Below are 15,885 nucleotides of genomic sequence, written 5' to 3'. Positions count from 1 at the left end.
CTATGACTCGACGTGCAACGCGTCCGGAGTCTTCCCCGCGCCCGATCTGCCGGCGCACGCGCGATCGAAAAGTTGTTTGAAGCGCGCCACCTCTGCGAACACCCACTCCCTGAACGCCGCGACCCGCGGCACGTGAAGCATGTGCGGCGGGCAGATGAAGTAGTACTGCCACGGACTCGGGCCGTCGACATCGAAGAGGCGCACAAGCCGACCGCTGGCGATCTCGTGCATCGCCAGCGAACGCCGCACAAGCGCAATACCCTGACGGTCGATGGCCGCTTGCAGCAGGTTCGACGAATCCTGATAGAGCACGCCACGCTTTGGCTCCGGCAGACTGGTGAGACCGGCGGCGTCGAACCACGGGCGCCAGAGCTCGTCGTCGGAGCGCAGCAGCGGCGCGTTCGCCAGTTCGGCGGGTGTTTTCGGCAGATTGCCGCCGTTGAAGTCCGGTGAGCAGGCCGGGAAGAAAATCTCCTCGAGCAGCAGTTCCGCATGCAGGCCCGGATATTTGCCAAAGCCGAACCGGATCGCCGCATCGACGTCGTCGCGGGCAAAATCGGCGAGCGCATTCGTGGACAGCAGTTCGAGGTCCCACTGCGGATTCGCCTCGATGAAGCTGCCAATGCGCGGCGTCACCCAGCGCGCCGCGAACGACGACAGCATCGTCACGACCAGCCGCCGCTCGCGGTCGCCGGCGCGGATCTGGCGCGTCGCATCGGCGAGCGCCGTGAGCGCGGCCCGAACCTGCGTTGCATAGCGGCCGCCCACTTCGGTGAGCCGCACGCGCTTGCCCTCGCGGGCGAACAGCGCCACGCCGAGTTCGGCTTCGAGCGCGCGGATCTGATGGCTCACGGCGCCATGGGTGACGAAGAGTTCGTCGGCGGCGCGCGAAAAGCTCTCGTGCCGGGCGGCGGCTTCGAACGCCTTGACGGCGTTCAGGGCTGGGAGGTGTCGGAGATCCATCGCAATTTTTCTCACATATCCGTGAAAATTGGTCGTTTTGCTCAAGCCCTTGATACGTCTAGGATTGTAGTCACGGGAAAGACTTTTTGGAGCGAATCATGCGAGAAATTTCCTCTAGCATAACCTTTGAAATCCAGGCAGGTGAAACGGTGCCGCTGATGGTGATGCGCAGCACGCGTCTGAAGGTGAGCGGCGCCGCCGTGTGGGTCACGCGCAGCGACGATATCGAGGATTACTGGCTGGAGGCGGGCCACACACTGCGACTGCGGCGTGGCGAGCGGCTGTGGCTGAGCGTCGAGGGTGGCCCGACCGCGCGGCTCGCGTTCGTGGTGCCGACCCGCCCCAACGAACGCGCGATGAACTGGTTCGCGCGGATGGCTGACCGGCTCGGATGCTGGCTGCGCCAAGGCTGGCGGACGGTTTGAGCGGGCGTTGCCGCGCGGCTGGGCGTCCGGGGAACCGGACGCTCGCCGGCGGGGCGCGCCATATTTCGGTAAACTGGCGAAATTATGTGCGCCACGCCGGTTTCCCCGTCTACGTTGTCCCCCGGTTCAACCCCGTCCAGTCTGACTGCTCCCGCCGCCGGTAGCGATTCTCCCGCGGCTCCCGCGCGGCCGGTGACAGTGCGCTGGCGCGGCGTCGAGGCCTACGAATCCAGCTTCGACGCCATGCGCGCGTTCACCGACGCCCGGTCTGCCGACACCGTCGACGAAATCTGGCTCGTCGAACATCCTCCCGTCTTCACGCTCGGCCAGGCCGGCGATCCGGCGCATCTGCTGGCCGCCGACAGTGGCATTCCGCTCGTCAAGGTCGATCGCGGCGGCCAGATCACATATCACGGTCCCGGACAGGTCGTCGCGTACCTGCTGTTCGACTTGCGTCGACGCAAGCTGATGGTGCGTGAGCTGGTTACGCGGATCGAGCAGGCCGTGATCGAAACGCTCGCGGCGTATAATCTCGCCGGAGAACGCAAGGCGGGCGCGCCGGGTATCTACGTGGCGCCCGGTCCGGATGCCGGTCTGCATGCCGGTGCCAAGATCGCCGCGCTCGGCCTGAAAATCCGCAACGGATGCAGCTATCACGGCGTCAGTCTGAACGTGAAAATGGACCTGCAGCCGTTTCTGGCAATCAATCCGTGCGGCTACGCAGGACTCGAAACGGTCGATATGGCGACGCTCGGCGTCGTCGCCGGCTGGGACGACGTGGCCCGGACCTTCGCAGCACGCCTCACCGCAAACATCGACGGCACACCCGCGGCCGTCGCCCAACCGCAGGCCGGCGCCGTCGCCGCCTGACTGGATCGAACGAATGACTGACGTTACCGCGAACCTCGCCGGCACTCCCGCCACCGACACCGTAGCCGCCCCCGCGGCCTACGACGCCACCGCGAAGCAGAAAGCGCAGGCCAAGACCGCGCGCATTCCGATCAAGATCATTCCGATCGAAAAGCTGAAAAAGCCGGACTGGATCCGCGTGAAGGCCGCCACCGGCAATTCGCGCTTCTACGAGATCAAGCAGATCCTGCGCGAGCACAACCTGCACACGGTCTGCGAAGAAGCGAGCTGCCCGAACATCGGCGAATGCTTCGGCAAGGGCACGGCGACGTTCATGATCATGGGCGACAAGTGCACGCGCCGCTGCCCGTTCTGCGACGTGGGCCACGGCCGTCCCGATCCGCTCGACACCGAGGAACCGGGCAATCTGGCTCGCACGATCGCCGCGCTGAAGCTGAAATACGTGGTGATTACGAGTGTTGATCGCGACGATCTGCGCGACGGGGGTGCCGCGCACTTCGTCGAATGTATTCGTCAGACGCGTGAGCTTTCGCCGGAAACACGCATTGAAATCCTGACACCTGACTTCCGCGGCCGTCTGGATCGCGCGATCGGCATCCTGAACGCCGCGCCGCCCGACGTGATGAACCACAACCTCGAAACGGTGCCGCGCCTGTACAAGGAAGCGCGTCCGGGTTCGGACTACGCGCACTCGCTGAAGCTGCTGAAGGACTTCAAGGCGCTGCATCCGAACGTTGCGACGAAATCTGGCCTGATGGTGGGTCTTGGCGAAACCGAAGAGGAAATTCTTCAGGTGATGCGCGATCTGCGTGCTCACGACGTCGACATGCTGACGATCGGCCAGTATCTGCAACCGTCGGAGCACCACCTGCCGGTGCGCTCGTACGTGCATCCCGACACGTTCAAGATGTACGAGGAAGAAGCCTGCAAGATGGGCTTCACGCACGCTGCAGTGGGGGCGATGGTGCGCTCCAGCTATCACGCGGACCTGCAGGCGCATGGGGCTGGCGTGGTTTGAGTTCGGACGTTCGTTTCTGCTGACAGGAAAGCCCGCACTGCGGGCTTTTTTTACGTCGCTCGTCCGTGGCAGTGCAGCAACCCGGACTTCGTCTCAATCCGGGCGGTTGTCCGTCCGGATTCTCCGACGAACGGATTCCGGATTTCCGGAATCCCGGACGCCCGGTATCGCGCTTCCTCAAAAAGCGTATATAAATCAATGGCGAGTATGCGGTTTCGGGCTGGCACTGACCTTGCGAAATAGAAGCTGTGGCCACAGCGGCCCGACAAACTAGAGCGAGGAGACACCGTCGTGAAAAAACCCATCCATAAAGTCCTGTACGTCCAGGTGATCGTGGCGATCCTGATCGGGATCGTGCTCGGCCACTACTGGCCCACGCTCGCGGTCGACATGAAACCGCTCGGCGACGCCTTCATCAAGCTCATCAAGATGGTGATCGGCCCGATCATCTTCTGCACGGTCGTGACCGGCATCGCGGGCATGGAAGACATGAAGAAGGTCGGTCGCGTCGGCGGCAAGGCGCTCCTGTACTTCGAAATCGTCTCGACGTTCGCGCTGGTGCTCGGTCTCATCGCCACGCACGTGCTGAAGCCGGGTGCCGGGTTCAACATCGACCCGAAAACGCTCGATGGCTCGTCGGTCGCGTCGTACGCCGCGAAGGCGCACGGCCAGAGCTCGGTCGACTTCCTGATGCACATCATTCCGGACACGATCTCGTCGGCATTCGCGCAAGGTGAAATCCTGCAGATCCTGCTCGTCGCGCTGCTGTTCGGCGCGGTGCTCGCCACGGCCGGCGAGAAGGGCAAGGTCGTGACGGGCCTGATCGACGGTTTTTCGCACGTGCTGTTCGGCATGGTGCGCATCATCACGAAGCTGGCGCCGATCGGCGCGTTCGGCGCAATGGCGTTCACCATCGGCAAGTACGGCATCGGTTCGCTGATCCCGATGCTCAAGCTGATCGGCACGTTCTATCTGACGTCGATCGTTTTCGTGATCGTGGTGCTGGGCACCATCGCGCGTCTCGTGGGTTTCAACATCTTCCGCTTCGTCGCCTACATCAAGGAAGAACTGCTGATCGTGCTCGGCACGAGCTCGTCGGAAGCGGCACTGCCGCAACTGATGCTGAAGCTCGAAAAGCTCGGCTGCTCGCGCTCGGTGGTGGGTCTCGTCGTCCCGACGGGTTACTCGTTCAACCTGGACGGCACCAACATCTACATGACGATGGCCGTGCTGTTCATCGCGCAGGCGACCAACACCGACCTGACGTGGGGCCAGCAGCTCACGCTGCTCGCCGTCACGATGCTCACGTCGAAGGGTGCAAGCGGTGTGACGGGTGCGGGCTTCATCACGCTGGCCGCCACGCTCGCCGTCGTGCCGACCATTCCGTTGTCGGGCATGGTGCTGATTCTCGGCATCGACCGTTTCATGAGCGAATGCCGTGCGCTGACGAACATCGTGGGCAACGGCGTGGCAACGGTTGTCGTGGCCGCGTGGGAAAAGGAACTGGACCGCGCGAAGCTGCATTCGGTGATTCGCGGCGAGACGTCCGTCACCGATCGCGAAGTGGCCGGAGCCTGATGTCATGAAGACGGCGGCGCGCTCTGCGCTGCCGTCCGCCCAACCGGCGGGCGAAGCGTCACGGTATGCCACAATAGCCGATCCCAATCCTCCGCACGCCGGACTGGAAATCGCTACCGTGACGCGCCGTCTGCTGATCCTCGTTGCGCTCGCCGCCGGGCTCATCGCGACGTGCAGTCTCACGTGGACGATCACCTGGCAACACGGCATCGACACGCTGCGGCGCAACGCAGCAGTGCGTGTCGATCGCACGACGAATACGTTGAAGAGCACGCTCGATCGTTACGAGTCGCTGCCTTATCTGCTGGCCGGCCATCCGTTCGTCCAGGAAGTGCTCGACGCGCCGACCCCGGTTCTGGTCGAGCGCGCGAATCGTTATCTCGAAGATCTCAATCAACGCGCGCGGGCAACTGCGACGTACATCATCCGCGCGGACGGCATCTGCGTCGCGGCGAGTAACTGGCGCGGCGGCGCCGACAGTTTCGTCGGCGCGGAATATCTGTTCAGGCCGTATTTCGTCGATGCGATGAAGGGCGGCGTCGGGCGTTTTTTCGGCATCGGCACGACCTCGCATGATCCGGGGTACTACATTTCGCAGCCGGTGCTCCGCGGCGGACGCATTGTCGGCGTCGCGGTCGTCAAGCTGAGTCTCGAATGGCTGCAGGGCGCCGACTCCTCCGAGCCGCTCGTCGTGACCGACGATCACGGCGTGATCTTTCTGTCGTCGGTGCCGGCGTGGAAATACCACACGGTGCGGCCGTTGTCGGGCGCGGTTGCCGACGTGATCTGGCAGACGCGCCAGTACGCGCAGCAGCCGATCGCGGCGCTGCCCGTCACGATCGAGCGCACGCTGGAAGGCGGCGCGCAGATTGTGCGCGTCGGCGGCGGCCGCGGTGCGCCACGCTTTCTGGCGACGCGTCGCGGGATCGGCGAGCCGGACTGGCATCTGATCACGATGGCGCCCATCGATCCGGTCAATGCCGACGCGCGCAACGCATCGATCGTGACGGGTCTCTGTTATGTGTCGCTGTGTCTTTTTGCGTTTTACTGGCGCATGCGCCGCGCCCGCGTTCGCGAAGTGATGCGCAGCCGCGCGCTGCTGCAAAAGGCGTATGCGGAACTGAACCAGCGCGTCGCGGAACGCACAGCGGATCTTTCGCAAGCCAACGAGCAGCTTCAGAAGGAAGTCGCCGAGCGCACGCGCGCCGAGCAGGAACTGCGCGCGGCGCACGAAGAGCTGATCCAGACGAGCAAGCTCGCCGCGCTGGGCCAGATGGCCGCCGGCATCACGCACGAACTCAACCAGCCGCTTGCCGCGCTGCGCAGCTTTTCGGACAACACGCGTGTGCTGCTCGAACGCGGCGACCAGGTATCCGCGCGCGAAAATCTCGAAGCGATCGCTTCGCTGACCGAACGCATGGGCAAGATCACCAACCAGCTGAAGCTCTTCGTCGGCAGGGCGCGGCCGCGCAGTGCGCGTGCGCCGGTCGCGCGCGCGTTGCGCAACGTGCTGGTGCTGCTACAAAAGCGCCTGCAGGATGTGACGGTGGCGGTGTCGCTCACCGACGCCGGTACGGCTCGCACGGTGCGCTTTGACGTTGCCGACGAACATCCGACGCTGGTTGCGAACTGCGAGGATTTGAGGCTCGAGCAGGTGCTGATCAACCTGCTCGCGAATGCGCTCGATGTGGTCGCCGGCCTGCCGTCTCCGCGCATCGAGATCGACATCGAGGTGAGTGAGACGGCGGTGCTGATCGTCGTACACGACAACGGCCCCGGTATTCCGGACGACGTGCTGCCGCGTCTCTTCGAGCCGTTTTTCACGACGAAGGAAATGGGCCAGGGTCTGGGGCTGGGCCTCGCGATTTCGTCCTCGATTGCGCGCGACTGCGGCGGCTCACTCGTCGCGCGTAACGCGCCGGATGGCGGCGCGATGTTCGTGCTGACGCTGCGACGCGCACAGGTGCATTCGGCGCCCGCCGTGGCATCCGGTTCATGAATTCAGGTGGCAATGCTATGAGCAACAGTGGTTTGCAGGTGGTCTACATCGAAGACGACGAACTCGTGCGACGCGCGAGCGTGCAGAGTCTGCAACTGGCGGGCTTCGACGTCGCGGGACACGCGTCGGTCGAATCGGCTGCGCGGGCGATTCGCGCGGATTTTCCCGGCGTGATCGTGAGCGATATCCGTCTGCCGGGCGCGAGCGGGCTCGACCTGCTCGCGCAATGCCAGGAGCGCGCGCCCGACGTGCCCGTCATCCTCGTCACCGGCCACGGCGATATCTCGATGGCCGTGCAGGCGATGCGCGATGGCGCGTACGACTTCATCGAAAAGCCGTTCGCTTCCGAACGCCTGATCGAAACCGTGCGGCGCGCGCTCGAGCGGCGCAAGCTGGTTCTGGAGAACCTCGCGTTGCGGCGCGAACTCGCGGGTCAGGACACGCTGGCGCCGGGCATCATCGGGCGCAGCCCCGCCATCGAGCAGGTCAGAAAGCTGATTGCGAACGTCGCGCCGACCGACGCCTCGGTGCTCATCAATGGCGACACTGGCGCCGGCAAGGAGTTGATCGCGCGCAGCCTGCACGACCTGTCGCCGAGGCGCGACAAGCCGTTTATCGCAGTGAATTGCGGCGCGTTGCCGGAGCCGATGTTCGAGTCGGAGATGTTCGGCTACGAGCCCGGCGCGTTTACCGGCGCGGCCAAGCGCCGGATCGGCAAGCTCGAACACGCGTCAGGCGGCACGCTCTTTCTCGACGAGGTGGAAAGCATGCCGCTTGCGCTGCAGGTCAAGCTCCTGCGCGTGCTGCAGGACGGCGTGCTCGAGCGGCTCGGCTCGAACCAGCCTGTGCGGGTGAACTGCCGCGTCGTCGCGGCGGCGAAGGGCGACATGACCGACCATGTCGCGGCGGGCACCTTCCGGCGCGATCTGCTGTACCGGTTGAACGTGGTGACGATTGCGCTGCCGCCGCTGTCGGAGCGTCGCGAAGACATTCTGCCGCTCTTCGAACATTTCCTGCTTGGCGCCGCCGTGCGGTATCAGCGGCCGGCGCCCATTCTCACCGACCGGCAGCGCACGAGCCTCATGCAGCGCGAGTGGCCAGGCAACGTGCGCGAGCTGCGCAATGCCGCGGACCGCTTCGTGCTCGGCGTGGCTGACGAGACGGTCGCGTCTTCCGCCGATGATGCCGCGACGCAATCGCTCAAGGAGCGCGTCGAGCAGTTCGAGCGGACGGTAATAGCGGAGGCTTTGGAGCAGACGGGCGGTGCGGTCGCGGTGACGGCCGATCGTCTTCAGCTCGGCAAGGCGACGCTCTACGAAAAGATCAAGCGATACGGCCTGACGGCGCGGGGTGAAACCGAGCGATGAGGCTTGACGCGGTGGGCCGTGAATGGACCTCGCGCCGGGCGAAGTACGTGCGCGGAAAGCGCGGTGGGGCTTGGGGGGAAGCGGAGGAAGTTGCAGCGCGACGACGCGCAGGTCTTGATGTCGTCGCACGTACCGGGAGGTCAGGTGAGTGCGGGATCCGGTGGCCGGATCAGGTTGCCAGCGCCTTGTCGAGCAGCTGGTCGAGTTCGCCGAACTCAGGCTCGCCGACATAGCGCTTCAGGATCTTGCCATTGCGATCGATGAGGAACGTCGTCGGGGTCAGCTGAACGTTGCCGAACTGCTTTGCGGCCGAGCCGTCGTCCATTGCGACCTTGAACGGCAGCTGACGCGTCTGCGAGTAGTTCGCCACATACATCGGTGCATCGTAGTTCATCGCTACCGCGACGAATTCGAGGCCCTTGCCCTTGTAGCGGTTGTACGTGTTGATCATCTGCGGCATTTCTTTCATGCAGGTGTCGCAGCTCGTCGCCCAGAAATTGACCAGATAGACCTTGCCTTTCAGATCGGCGGTCGACACCTTCTGGCCAGACAGCAGTGTGAACGTTGCATCCGGCACACGTTGCTGGCTGCCGAATGCGAAGTAACCGGCGATCGCGATTGCGCCGGCGACGACCGCGATCGCAATATAGCGAACCGGGCTGACCCGGCGGGAATCTGGAGTGGCGCTCATAAATGGACCTCGGGGGCGCGCAGGCGCGCGGAAATGCGAAATGACGCGAGCCGCATGCGATCGGCGGCGTGTTTATCCTGGTATTGTAGCGTCAAACCCGGGCGGCAGCAGGACGCTGCCCGACAGCGGATAATGACAGCCTGTTTCCGCCGTTTGCCCCGCTTTCCGCACTCATAAACCGTCACATGCATCGATCAGCCTTCCGTTTGTCCCTGCATTTTCGCCGTTCTGCTCTCCATTTCGCGTCCCGTTTCACCCCGCGCGCATTGCCGGTTGTGCGGCGCGCGCTGCGTGCCGCTGCAGGCGCGACAATGGCCGGTGTGGTCCTGATGGCGTGCTCGCCGACTTTCGACTGGCGCACGATCATGAACAACGACAAGGGTTACACCGTCGATCTGCCGGCCAAACCCGGCACCGACGAGCGCACGATCGACATCGCCGGCACGCAGATGAAGATGAGCATGCAAACCGCCGAGGCCGGCCACGCCGTGTTCGCGGTCGGCACGGTCATGCTGCCGGGCGACGACCCGCAGGTGCAGCGCGCCGCGCTCGACTTCCTGCGCACCGGTCTCGCGCGCAACCTCGGTGCGACGCCTGAGTCGCACCCAACGCAGATTCCGCTGGCGGCGGGCGGGCAGGTGCCCGGCATCGAGATGGCGTTCAGCGGCAAGGCCGGCCCGCAGCAGGAAATGCGAACCCTGCACGCACGGCTCGTCGTGCATGGGCGGCATGTGTACCAGGCGGCCGTCATCGCCGATCGCGAGTTGCCGGCGGAGCAGCTCGACCAGTTTTTTCAGTCCTTCAAACTTTATTGAAGTGGAAGGAATTGCCTCTTCGGGTTCAGACGCGCGCCGGGATGCAGTGAAAGTTGCTTCGTAAAAGACGGCGCTAATCACCGGATTTCATGGAGCTTTTTTTGTTACCCACAGGACCTGTGGATAACATTGTTGAAAACTCTGCTGGTTGTCGCGCACAGGCCCGTCCTGCGGGCTTGCTGTTAGTTTGCCCGCGATCTCGGCAAATGAAAAAACGTAATTGAATCAATGCACTCCGCGTTGTCCCTTCGATACACCTTTCAGATGTATCAAAAGATGTCCGGGATGGGAGCGTGTGCATAAGTCAAGTCTTGACAGCCGTTTTTTTCCTTTATGCCGATGCAAACGCGCGGCGGTACTGGATGGCTTCCGCGATCTGGCCCGCATCCGGCGTTTCAGCGCCGGCGAGGTCGGCGATTGTGCGCGCCACTTTCAGAACGCGGTAGTAGGCGCGCGCCGACCAGCCAAAACGTTCGCCAGCCTCACGCAATAGCGCCTCCCCCGCCGCGCCCGGCCGGCAGACCTGATCCGCTTCACGCCCACTCAGTTCACGGTTGGTCTTGCCCTGCCGGCGCAACTGGCGGTCGCGCGCCGCGCTCACCCGCTGCGCGATCGTTGCGCTCGTTTCACCGGGTTCAGCGGCGCGCGCGGACAACTCGGCGGGCGTCAGCGCCGGTATTTCGATCTGGATGTCGATCCGGTCGAGCAGTGGCCCCGACAGCTTGCGCAAATAGCGCCCGGCGATTTCGGGCGTGCAGCGGCACCGGCCGTTCGGATCGCCGCGCCAGCCGCAGGGGCAGGGATTCATCGCGGCAATCAGCTGACAGGCTGCCGGGAAATCCGCCTGCAACGCAGCGCGGGAAATCGTGATGCGCCCGGCTTCGAGCGGCTCACGCAGTGTCTCCAGCACGTGCCGATCGAATTCGGGGATTTCATCGAGGAACAGCACGCCGAGGTGCGATAGCGTGATCTCGCCCGGTTGTGGCGGATTGCGCCCGCCCACGAGCGCTGCTGCGCTCGACGAGTGATGTGGCGCGCGGAACGGCCGCCTGCGCCAGTGAGCCGGCGAAAATCCGGAGGCGCTTGCTGAAAGCAGCGCGGCGGAGGCGAGCGCCTCGTCGTCGGTCATGGGCGGCAGCAGGCTCGGCATGCGCGCCGCCAGCATCGATTTGCCCGCGCCAGGCGGGCCCACCATCAGCACATGATGACCGCCCGCCGCCGCGACTTCGAGCGCGCGCCGGGCGCCGCGCTGGCCGATCACTTCTGCCATGTCCGGATACCCGGGGACCTCGCCGGGTAGAACTGCGGGCGCAGACACCGGCGCCAGCCGTTGATCTGCCTCGCCGGCCAGATGCGCACAGAGCGACGGCAGGTCGTGCGCGCCATAGACATCGACGCCCGGCACGAGCGCCGCCTCGCTCGCGCTGCCCGCCGGCAGATACAGCTCGGGCGTGCGCTCCGACTGCGCGCCCGCGCGCGCTGTGCCGCATGCCATGGCGAACGCGCCGCGCATCGGCCGTAATGCGCCGGTCAGCGATAGCTCGCCCGCGAATTCACGCTGGTTTAGAGAGTCGACGGGAATCTGTCCGCTTGCCGCCAGAATGCCCAAGGCAATCGGCAGATCAAAGCGGCCGGACTCCTTGGGAAGATCGGCGGGTGCCAGATTGACTGTGATGCGCCGGACGGGAAAATCGAAGTTGCAGTTCTGCAGTGCGGCGCGCACGCGTTCGCGGCTTTCGCGGACTTCGAGGTCCGGCAGGCCGACGATCGAAAAAGAGGGTAATCCGTTGGCGAGGTGGACCTCAACCGTTACTTCGGGCGCGCGGCCAGAGGCCGGCGCGCGACTGCGCACCACGGCAAGCGACATGTTTTCTCCCCGTCAGGCGGCGCGCCTTGCGCACATCCGCCTTCTGAAACGCTAAAACGCTAATGCTGGTGAGACGACGCGGCCCGCTTGCCGGTGATGCTCAATCCAGTTCAGTTCAATTCATGTTCACGGTGTCTGGGTAACCGGCAGCTTCTGTTCGAGTTCGGCGACGCGCCGCTCCAGTTCTTCCAGACGGGCGCGCGTGCGCACCAGCACCTGGGTCTGCGTATCGAATTCTTCGCGCGTGACGAGATCGAGCTTCGAAAAGCCTTGCGACAGCATTGCCTTCACGTTCCTTTCAACGTCCTTCGCCGGCGAGTTCTTCAGCAGGTCGCTCATTCGCGCCTGGAAATCGTTGAAGACGTCGTTCGGTTGTTTCATAGGTGTTCCCCTTGGTTGCACAAAAAATGTGCATGAGTCGTTACGTCTGTGCCCCGCGATGACTGATGGTCGAATGTGGTGCATGCACAGCCTCGCCTCCTGAGCGGATGTGCACCTTTGGTGCGACCCCGTCCGTAGAGCCTGCGGACACTCTAGCAACGATCTAACCGTCGCGCCACCGTGGTCCCCGAACGTTAGCTGTCCGGCCAGCAAAACGGCGCGCAAACGTTCTGCGCGCTGCCCCGCACTTCGTCGCATCTCAACATGGCATGCGAGTTGCTCTTACTGCCCCGCGCGCTCTGCCGGGGAGATTTGCCGGTGGCGCATCGACGCGGTTTCGGGAGTACCCGCAAGTCGACGCAGAGGCACACGAACACAAGGTTTAGCAACCACAGCGAGGATTTCATGAAACTCATTACCGCAATCATCAAGCCGTTCAAGCTCGATGAGGCGCGCGAAGCCTTGTCGGCCATCGGCGTCTCAGGCATCACGGTGACAGAAGTGAAAGGCTTTGGGCGTCAGAAAGGACACACCGAGCTGTACCGCGGCGCTGAGTACGTCGTCGATTTTCTGCCGAAGGTGAAGATCGAGGCAGCCGTCTCGGACGACATCGTCGATCAGGCGATCGAGGCTCTCGAACGCGCCGCGCGCACCGGCAAGATTGGCGACGGCAAGATTTTTGTCACACCGATCGAACAAGTGATCCGGATTCGTACCGGGGAGACCGGCGCGGACGCCCTGTAACAAGAAAACAGCGACAAGAGGAAATAGAGATGCGCAAATTATTGATGTCCTTGATGGTGGCCGGCTCGCTGATGGCGGGTGGCATCGGGGCCGCCCTTGCGGACGACGCGTCCGCGCCCGTAGCAGCTTCCGCTGCTGCTTCGGATACGACGGCCGCAGCACCGGCGCCGGATGCTTCCGCAGCGCCGGCCGCCGATGCTTCCGCCGCACCGGCTGCAGCCGCAGCCTCCGCACCGGCCGCCGATGCATCGGCGCCTGCCGCTGCTTCCGACGCTGCTCCGGCAGCCCCGACCGCGCCGTTCTCGGTCGATTCGTCGAAGATCAACTCCGGCGACACTGCCTGGATGCTGACTTCCACCGCGCTCGTGCTGTTCATGACGATCCCGGGTCTCGCACTGTTCTACGGCGGCATGGTCCGCAAGAAGAGCGTGCTCGCAATCCTGATGCAAAGCTTTGCGATCACCTGCCTTGTGTCGATCGTCTGGGTCGTGGTGGGCTACAGCCTCGCGTTCACGCCGGGCGGTTCGTTCATTGGCGGCTTCTCGCGCTTCTTCATGGCGGGCATGAACTACATCAAGGGCGACAAGGCCACGACGCTGACCGTCAGCCACCTCGCACCGACGATCCCGGAAACGGTCTACGTCGTCTATCAGATGACGTTCGCGATCATCACTCCGGCGCTGATTACGGGCGCATTTGCCGATCGCATGAAGTTCTCGGCGATGCTGGTGTTCATGACGCTGTGGTCGATCATCGTCTACTCGCCGATCGCGCACATGGTGTGGGAACCGACCGGCTGGCTGGCTAGCGCGGGCATCCTCGACTTCGCGGGCGGCACGGTGGTGCACATCAACGCCGGTATCGCGGCGCTGGTCTGCGCGCTGGTGCTGGGCAAGCGTGTCGGCTACGGCAAGGAAGCGATGGCGCCGCACAACCTGACGCTCACGCTGATCGGTGGCGCCATGCTGTGGGTGGGCTGGTTCGGCTTCAACGCAGGTTCGGCCGTGGCGGCTGACGGCCGTGCCGGCTTCGCAATGTTCGCAACGCAGGTGGCAACCGCGGCAGCCGCACTCGCATGGATGTTCGCCGAATGGGCAACCAAGGGTAAGCCGTCGGTGCTCGGTATCGTGTCGGGTGCCGTGGCAGGTCTGGTGGCGATTACGCCGGCTTCGGGCTTCGTCGGTTTGACGGGTTCGCTCGTGATCGGGATCGCGGCAGGCGTGATCTGCTTCTGGTCGGCAACGTGGCTCAAGCACAAGCTCGGCTACGACGACTCGCTCGACGCGTTCGGCGTGCACTGCATCGGCGGTATCGTGGGTGCGCTCCTGACCGGTGTGTTCGCAGTCAAGGACATCGGCGGCTCGGACGGCAGCATCGTCCTGCAGGCGAAGGGCGTTCTGACGACGCTGATCTACAGCGGCGTGGTGAGCTTCATCCTGCTGAAGATCATCGACATGGTGATGGGTCTGCGCGTGACGGAAGAAGAAGAACGCGAAGGCCTCGACGTGGTGCTGCACGGCGAGCACGTGGAATAACGCGAGAGGTTATTCCGCACGTCCAGTCTTGTAAGGTACGAGCAACAGCGACTTTTGGCCCGCCTCACGGCGGGCCTTTTTCTTTATGAGGTCATTTCCGTTCTATCCTGAAAACAGCACAGACTGCTGACTATCGACCCGATAGCCGGAATGCATCCGCTGCAGAACTTGCGATTGGAGAAACGATCCCCAAATGGGCTGGGCATTTGCTCTACAATCTTTTTTCTCCAGTCTGCGAGTGATCAATGGTTCCGCACCTAGTTACGGCGTTAAACGGCCCGCTGCTCGACCTCGAGCGGAAGATCCTCGACGCAACGCCCGCCATCGAGCGCTGGTTCCGCCTCGAATGGCAGGAACATACGCCGCCGTTCTATTGCTCGGTCGATCTGCGTAACGCGGGTTTCAAGCTCGCGCCGGTCGATACCAACCTGTTTCCCGGCGCGTTCAACAATCTGCCGCAGGAAACGCTTCCGCTCGCCGTGCAGGCTGCGATGGCATCGATCGAAAAGATCTGCCCGGATGCGAAGAACCTGCTCGTGATTCCCGAGCGTCATACACGCAACGCGTTTTATCTGGAAAATGTCGCGCGGCTCGCGACGATCATGCGTCAGGCGGGCCTGAACGTGCGCTTCGGCACGCTTGATGAAAACGTTGCCGGGCCGGTGACGATCGCGCTTTCCGACGGACAGAAGCTCGTGCTCGAACCGCTCGAACGCTCGCAGCGTCGCCTTGGCCTGAAGAATTTCGATCCGTGTTCGATTCTGCTGAACAATGACATGTCGGGCGGCATTCCGCCTGTGCTCGAAAATCTTCACGAGCAGTACCTGCTGCCGCCGTTGCACGCCGCGTGGGCCGTACGCCGCAAATCGACGCACTTCTCGTGTTATGACGACGTCGCGAAGAAGTTTGCGAAGCTGGTCGAGATCGATCCGTGGATGATCAATCCGTACTTCGCGCACGTCGAAGGCGTGGATTTCCAGCAGCGCACCGGCGAAGAGGCACTCGCCGATGCGATCGACGGCGTGCTGAAGAAAATCGCGAAGAAGTATCGCGAGTACGGCATCACCGAACGGCCGTATGTGGTCATCAAGTCTGACGCGGGCACGTATGGCATGGGCGTGATGACCGTGCACGACGCATCGGAAGTGGCCGCGCTCACCAAGCGGGAACGCGCGAAGATGGCCGCCACCAAAGACGGCCTCGAAGTGCACGACGTCATCGTGCAGGAAGGCGTGTACACGTTCGAGCGCATCGGCGAGGAAGTCGCGGAGCCTGTCGTCTACATGATCGACCGGTACGTGGTCGGTGGTTTCTATCGTGTGCACGGCAGCCGTGAACGCGACCAGAACCTGAACGCGCCGGGCATGCACTTCGTGCCGCTCGGCTTCGAACACACGGCGCTCCCCGACGCGCACGCGAAGCCGGGCGCGGCACCGCCGAACCGCTTCTACATGTATGGCGTGGTCGCGCGGCTTGGGCTGCTGGCCGCTTCGGTGGAACTGGAAAAGACGGATCCGGAAGCGATCCAGGTCTAGGCTTCCCACATGCAGGCGCGCGGGAAGGCATGGCCGTCCGCGCACTTTGAACGATCAACTTGATCGACCTGATCAACACCACGCCCAAACGGGCGCA

General features: G+C 63.7%; 14 protein-coding genes. 10 read left to right on the top strand and 4 right to left on the bottom strand.

Annotated features, from left to right (window positions below; all coding sequences use genetic code 11):
- Entirely contained in the window at positions 1 to 963 is a 963-nt protein-coding gene (locus LPA36_RS06915) for a transcriptional regulator GcvA (protein ID WP_228875388.1), read from the bottom strand.
- 98 nt (positions 964 to 1,061) lie between these two features.
- Between LPA36_RS06915 and LPA36_RS06910 the strand changes: the two genes are divergently transcribed.
- From LPA36_RS06910 to LPA36_RS06885, 6 genes are all read left to right on the top strand, one after another.
- Positions 1,062 to 1,388 (top strand): DUF2917 domain-containing protein, encoded by a 327-nt coding sequence (locus LPA36_RS06910; protein WP_228875387.1) that lies wholly within the window; start codon positions 1,062 to 1,064, stop codon positions 1,386 to 1,388.
- An 84-nt stretch (positions 1,389 to 1,472) separates the two neighbouring features.
- Positions 1,473 to 2,258, top strand: a complete 786-nt coding sequence (lipB, locus tag LPA36_RS06905) for a lipoyl(octanoyl) transferase LipB (RefSeq protein ID WP_228875386.1) — start codon at positions 1,473 to 1,475, stop codon at positions 2,256 to 2,258.
- A gap of 13 nt (positions 2,259 to 2,271) precedes the next feature.
- Complete coding sequence (gene lipA, locus LPA36_RS06900) at positions 2,272 to 3,276, top strand: lipoyl synthase (protein ID WP_228875385.1); 1,005 nt, start codon at positions 2,272 to 2,274, stop codon at positions 3,274 to 3,276.
- A 291-nt stretch (positions 3,277 to 3,567) separates the two neighbouring features.
- On the top strand, positions 3,568 to 4,854 hold the full coding sequence (locus LPA36_RS06895; protein ID WP_228875384.1) for a dicarboxylate/amino acid:cation symporter: 1,287 nt from the start codon (positions 3,568 to 3,570) through the stop codon (positions 4,852 to 4,854).
- 4 nt (positions 4,855 to 4,858) lie between these two features.
- On the top strand, positions 4,859 to 6,853 hold the full coding sequence (locus LPA36_RS06890) for a sensor histidine kinase (protein WP_228875383.1): 1,995 nt from the start codon (positions 4,859 to 4,861) through the stop codon (positions 6,851 to 6,853).
- Between the two features lie 17 nt (positions 6,854 to 6,870).
- Positions 6,871 to 8,220, top strand: coding sequence for a sigma-54-dependent transcriptional regulator (locus tag LPA36_RS06885; protein WP_228875382.1), 1,350 nt, complete (start codon positions 6,871 to 6,873; stop codon positions 8,218 to 8,220).
- Positions 8,221 to 8,389: 169 nt separating this feature from the next.
- On the opposite strand, the gene LPA36_RS06880 is transcribed toward LPA36_RS06885, so the two are convergent.
- Positions 8,390 to 8,911, bottom strand: coding sequence for a TlpA disulfide reductase family protein (locus tag LPA36_RS06880; protein ID WP_228875381.1), 522 nt, complete (start codon positions 8,909 to 8,911; stop codon positions 8,390 to 8,392).
- A gap of 311 nt (positions 8,912 to 9,222) precedes the next feature.
- Between LPA36_RS06880 and LPA36_RS06875 the strand changes: the two genes are divergently transcribed.
- On the top strand, positions 9,223 to 9,726 hold the full coding sequence (locus LPA36_RS06875; protein WP_228875380.1) for a hypothetical protein: 504 nt from the start codon (positions 9,223 to 9,225) through the stop codon (positions 9,724 to 9,726).
- A gap of 331 nt (positions 9,727 to 10,057) precedes the next feature.
- On the opposite strand, the gene LPA36_RS06870 is transcribed toward LPA36_RS06875, so the two are convergent.
- Both LPA36_RS06870 and LPA36_RS06865 read right to left on the bottom strand, forming a co-directional pair.
- A complete protein-coding gene (locus LPA36_RS06870) occupies positions 10,058 to 11,593 on the bottom strand; it encodes a YifB family Mg chelatase-like AAA ATPase (protein WP_228875379.1) in 1,536 nt (511 codons plus the stop codon).
- A 126-nt stretch (positions 11,594 to 11,719) separates the two neighbouring features.
- A complete protein-coding gene (locus LPA36_RS06865) occupies positions 11,720 to 11,974 on the bottom strand; it encodes an accessory factor UbiK family protein (RefSeq protein ID WP_064267170.1) in 255 nt (84 codons plus the stop codon).
- Positions 11,975 to 12,379: 405 nt separating this feature from the next.
- On the opposite strand from LPA36_RS06865, the gene LPA36_RS06860 reads away from it, so the two are divergent.
- From LPA36_RS06860 to gshA, 3 genes are all read left to right on the top strand, one after another.
- Positions 12,380 to 12,718, top strand: coding sequence for a P-II family nitrogen regulator (locus LPA36_RS06860; protein ID WP_006048089.1), 339 nt, complete (start codon positions 12,380 to 12,382; stop codon positions 12,716 to 12,718).
- A gap of 29 nt (positions 12,719 to 12,747) precedes the next feature.
- Entirely contained in the window at positions 12,748 to 14,253 is a 1,506-nt protein-coding gene (locus LPA36_RS06855) for an ammonium transporter (protein WP_228875378.1), read from the top strand.
- 245 nt (positions 14,254 to 14,498) lie between these two features.
- Positions 14,499 to 15,788 (top strand): glutamate--cysteine ligase, encoded by a 1,290-nt coding sequence (gshA, locus tag LPA36_RS06850; RefSeq protein ID WP_228875377.1) that lies wholly within the window; start codon positions 14,499 to 14,501, stop codon positions 15,786 to 15,788.
- Positions 15,789 to 15,885: the final 97 nt, after the last annotated feature.

Source organism: Paraburkholderia saeva, assembly GCF_907164555.1.
Lineage (GTDB): Bacteria > Pseudomonadota > Gammaproteobacteria > Burkholderiales > Burkholderiaceae > Paraburkholderia > Paraburkholderia saeva.
Note: the sequence above shows the minus strand (reverse complement) of the source record. Positions and strands in the feature narration are given on the sequence as shown.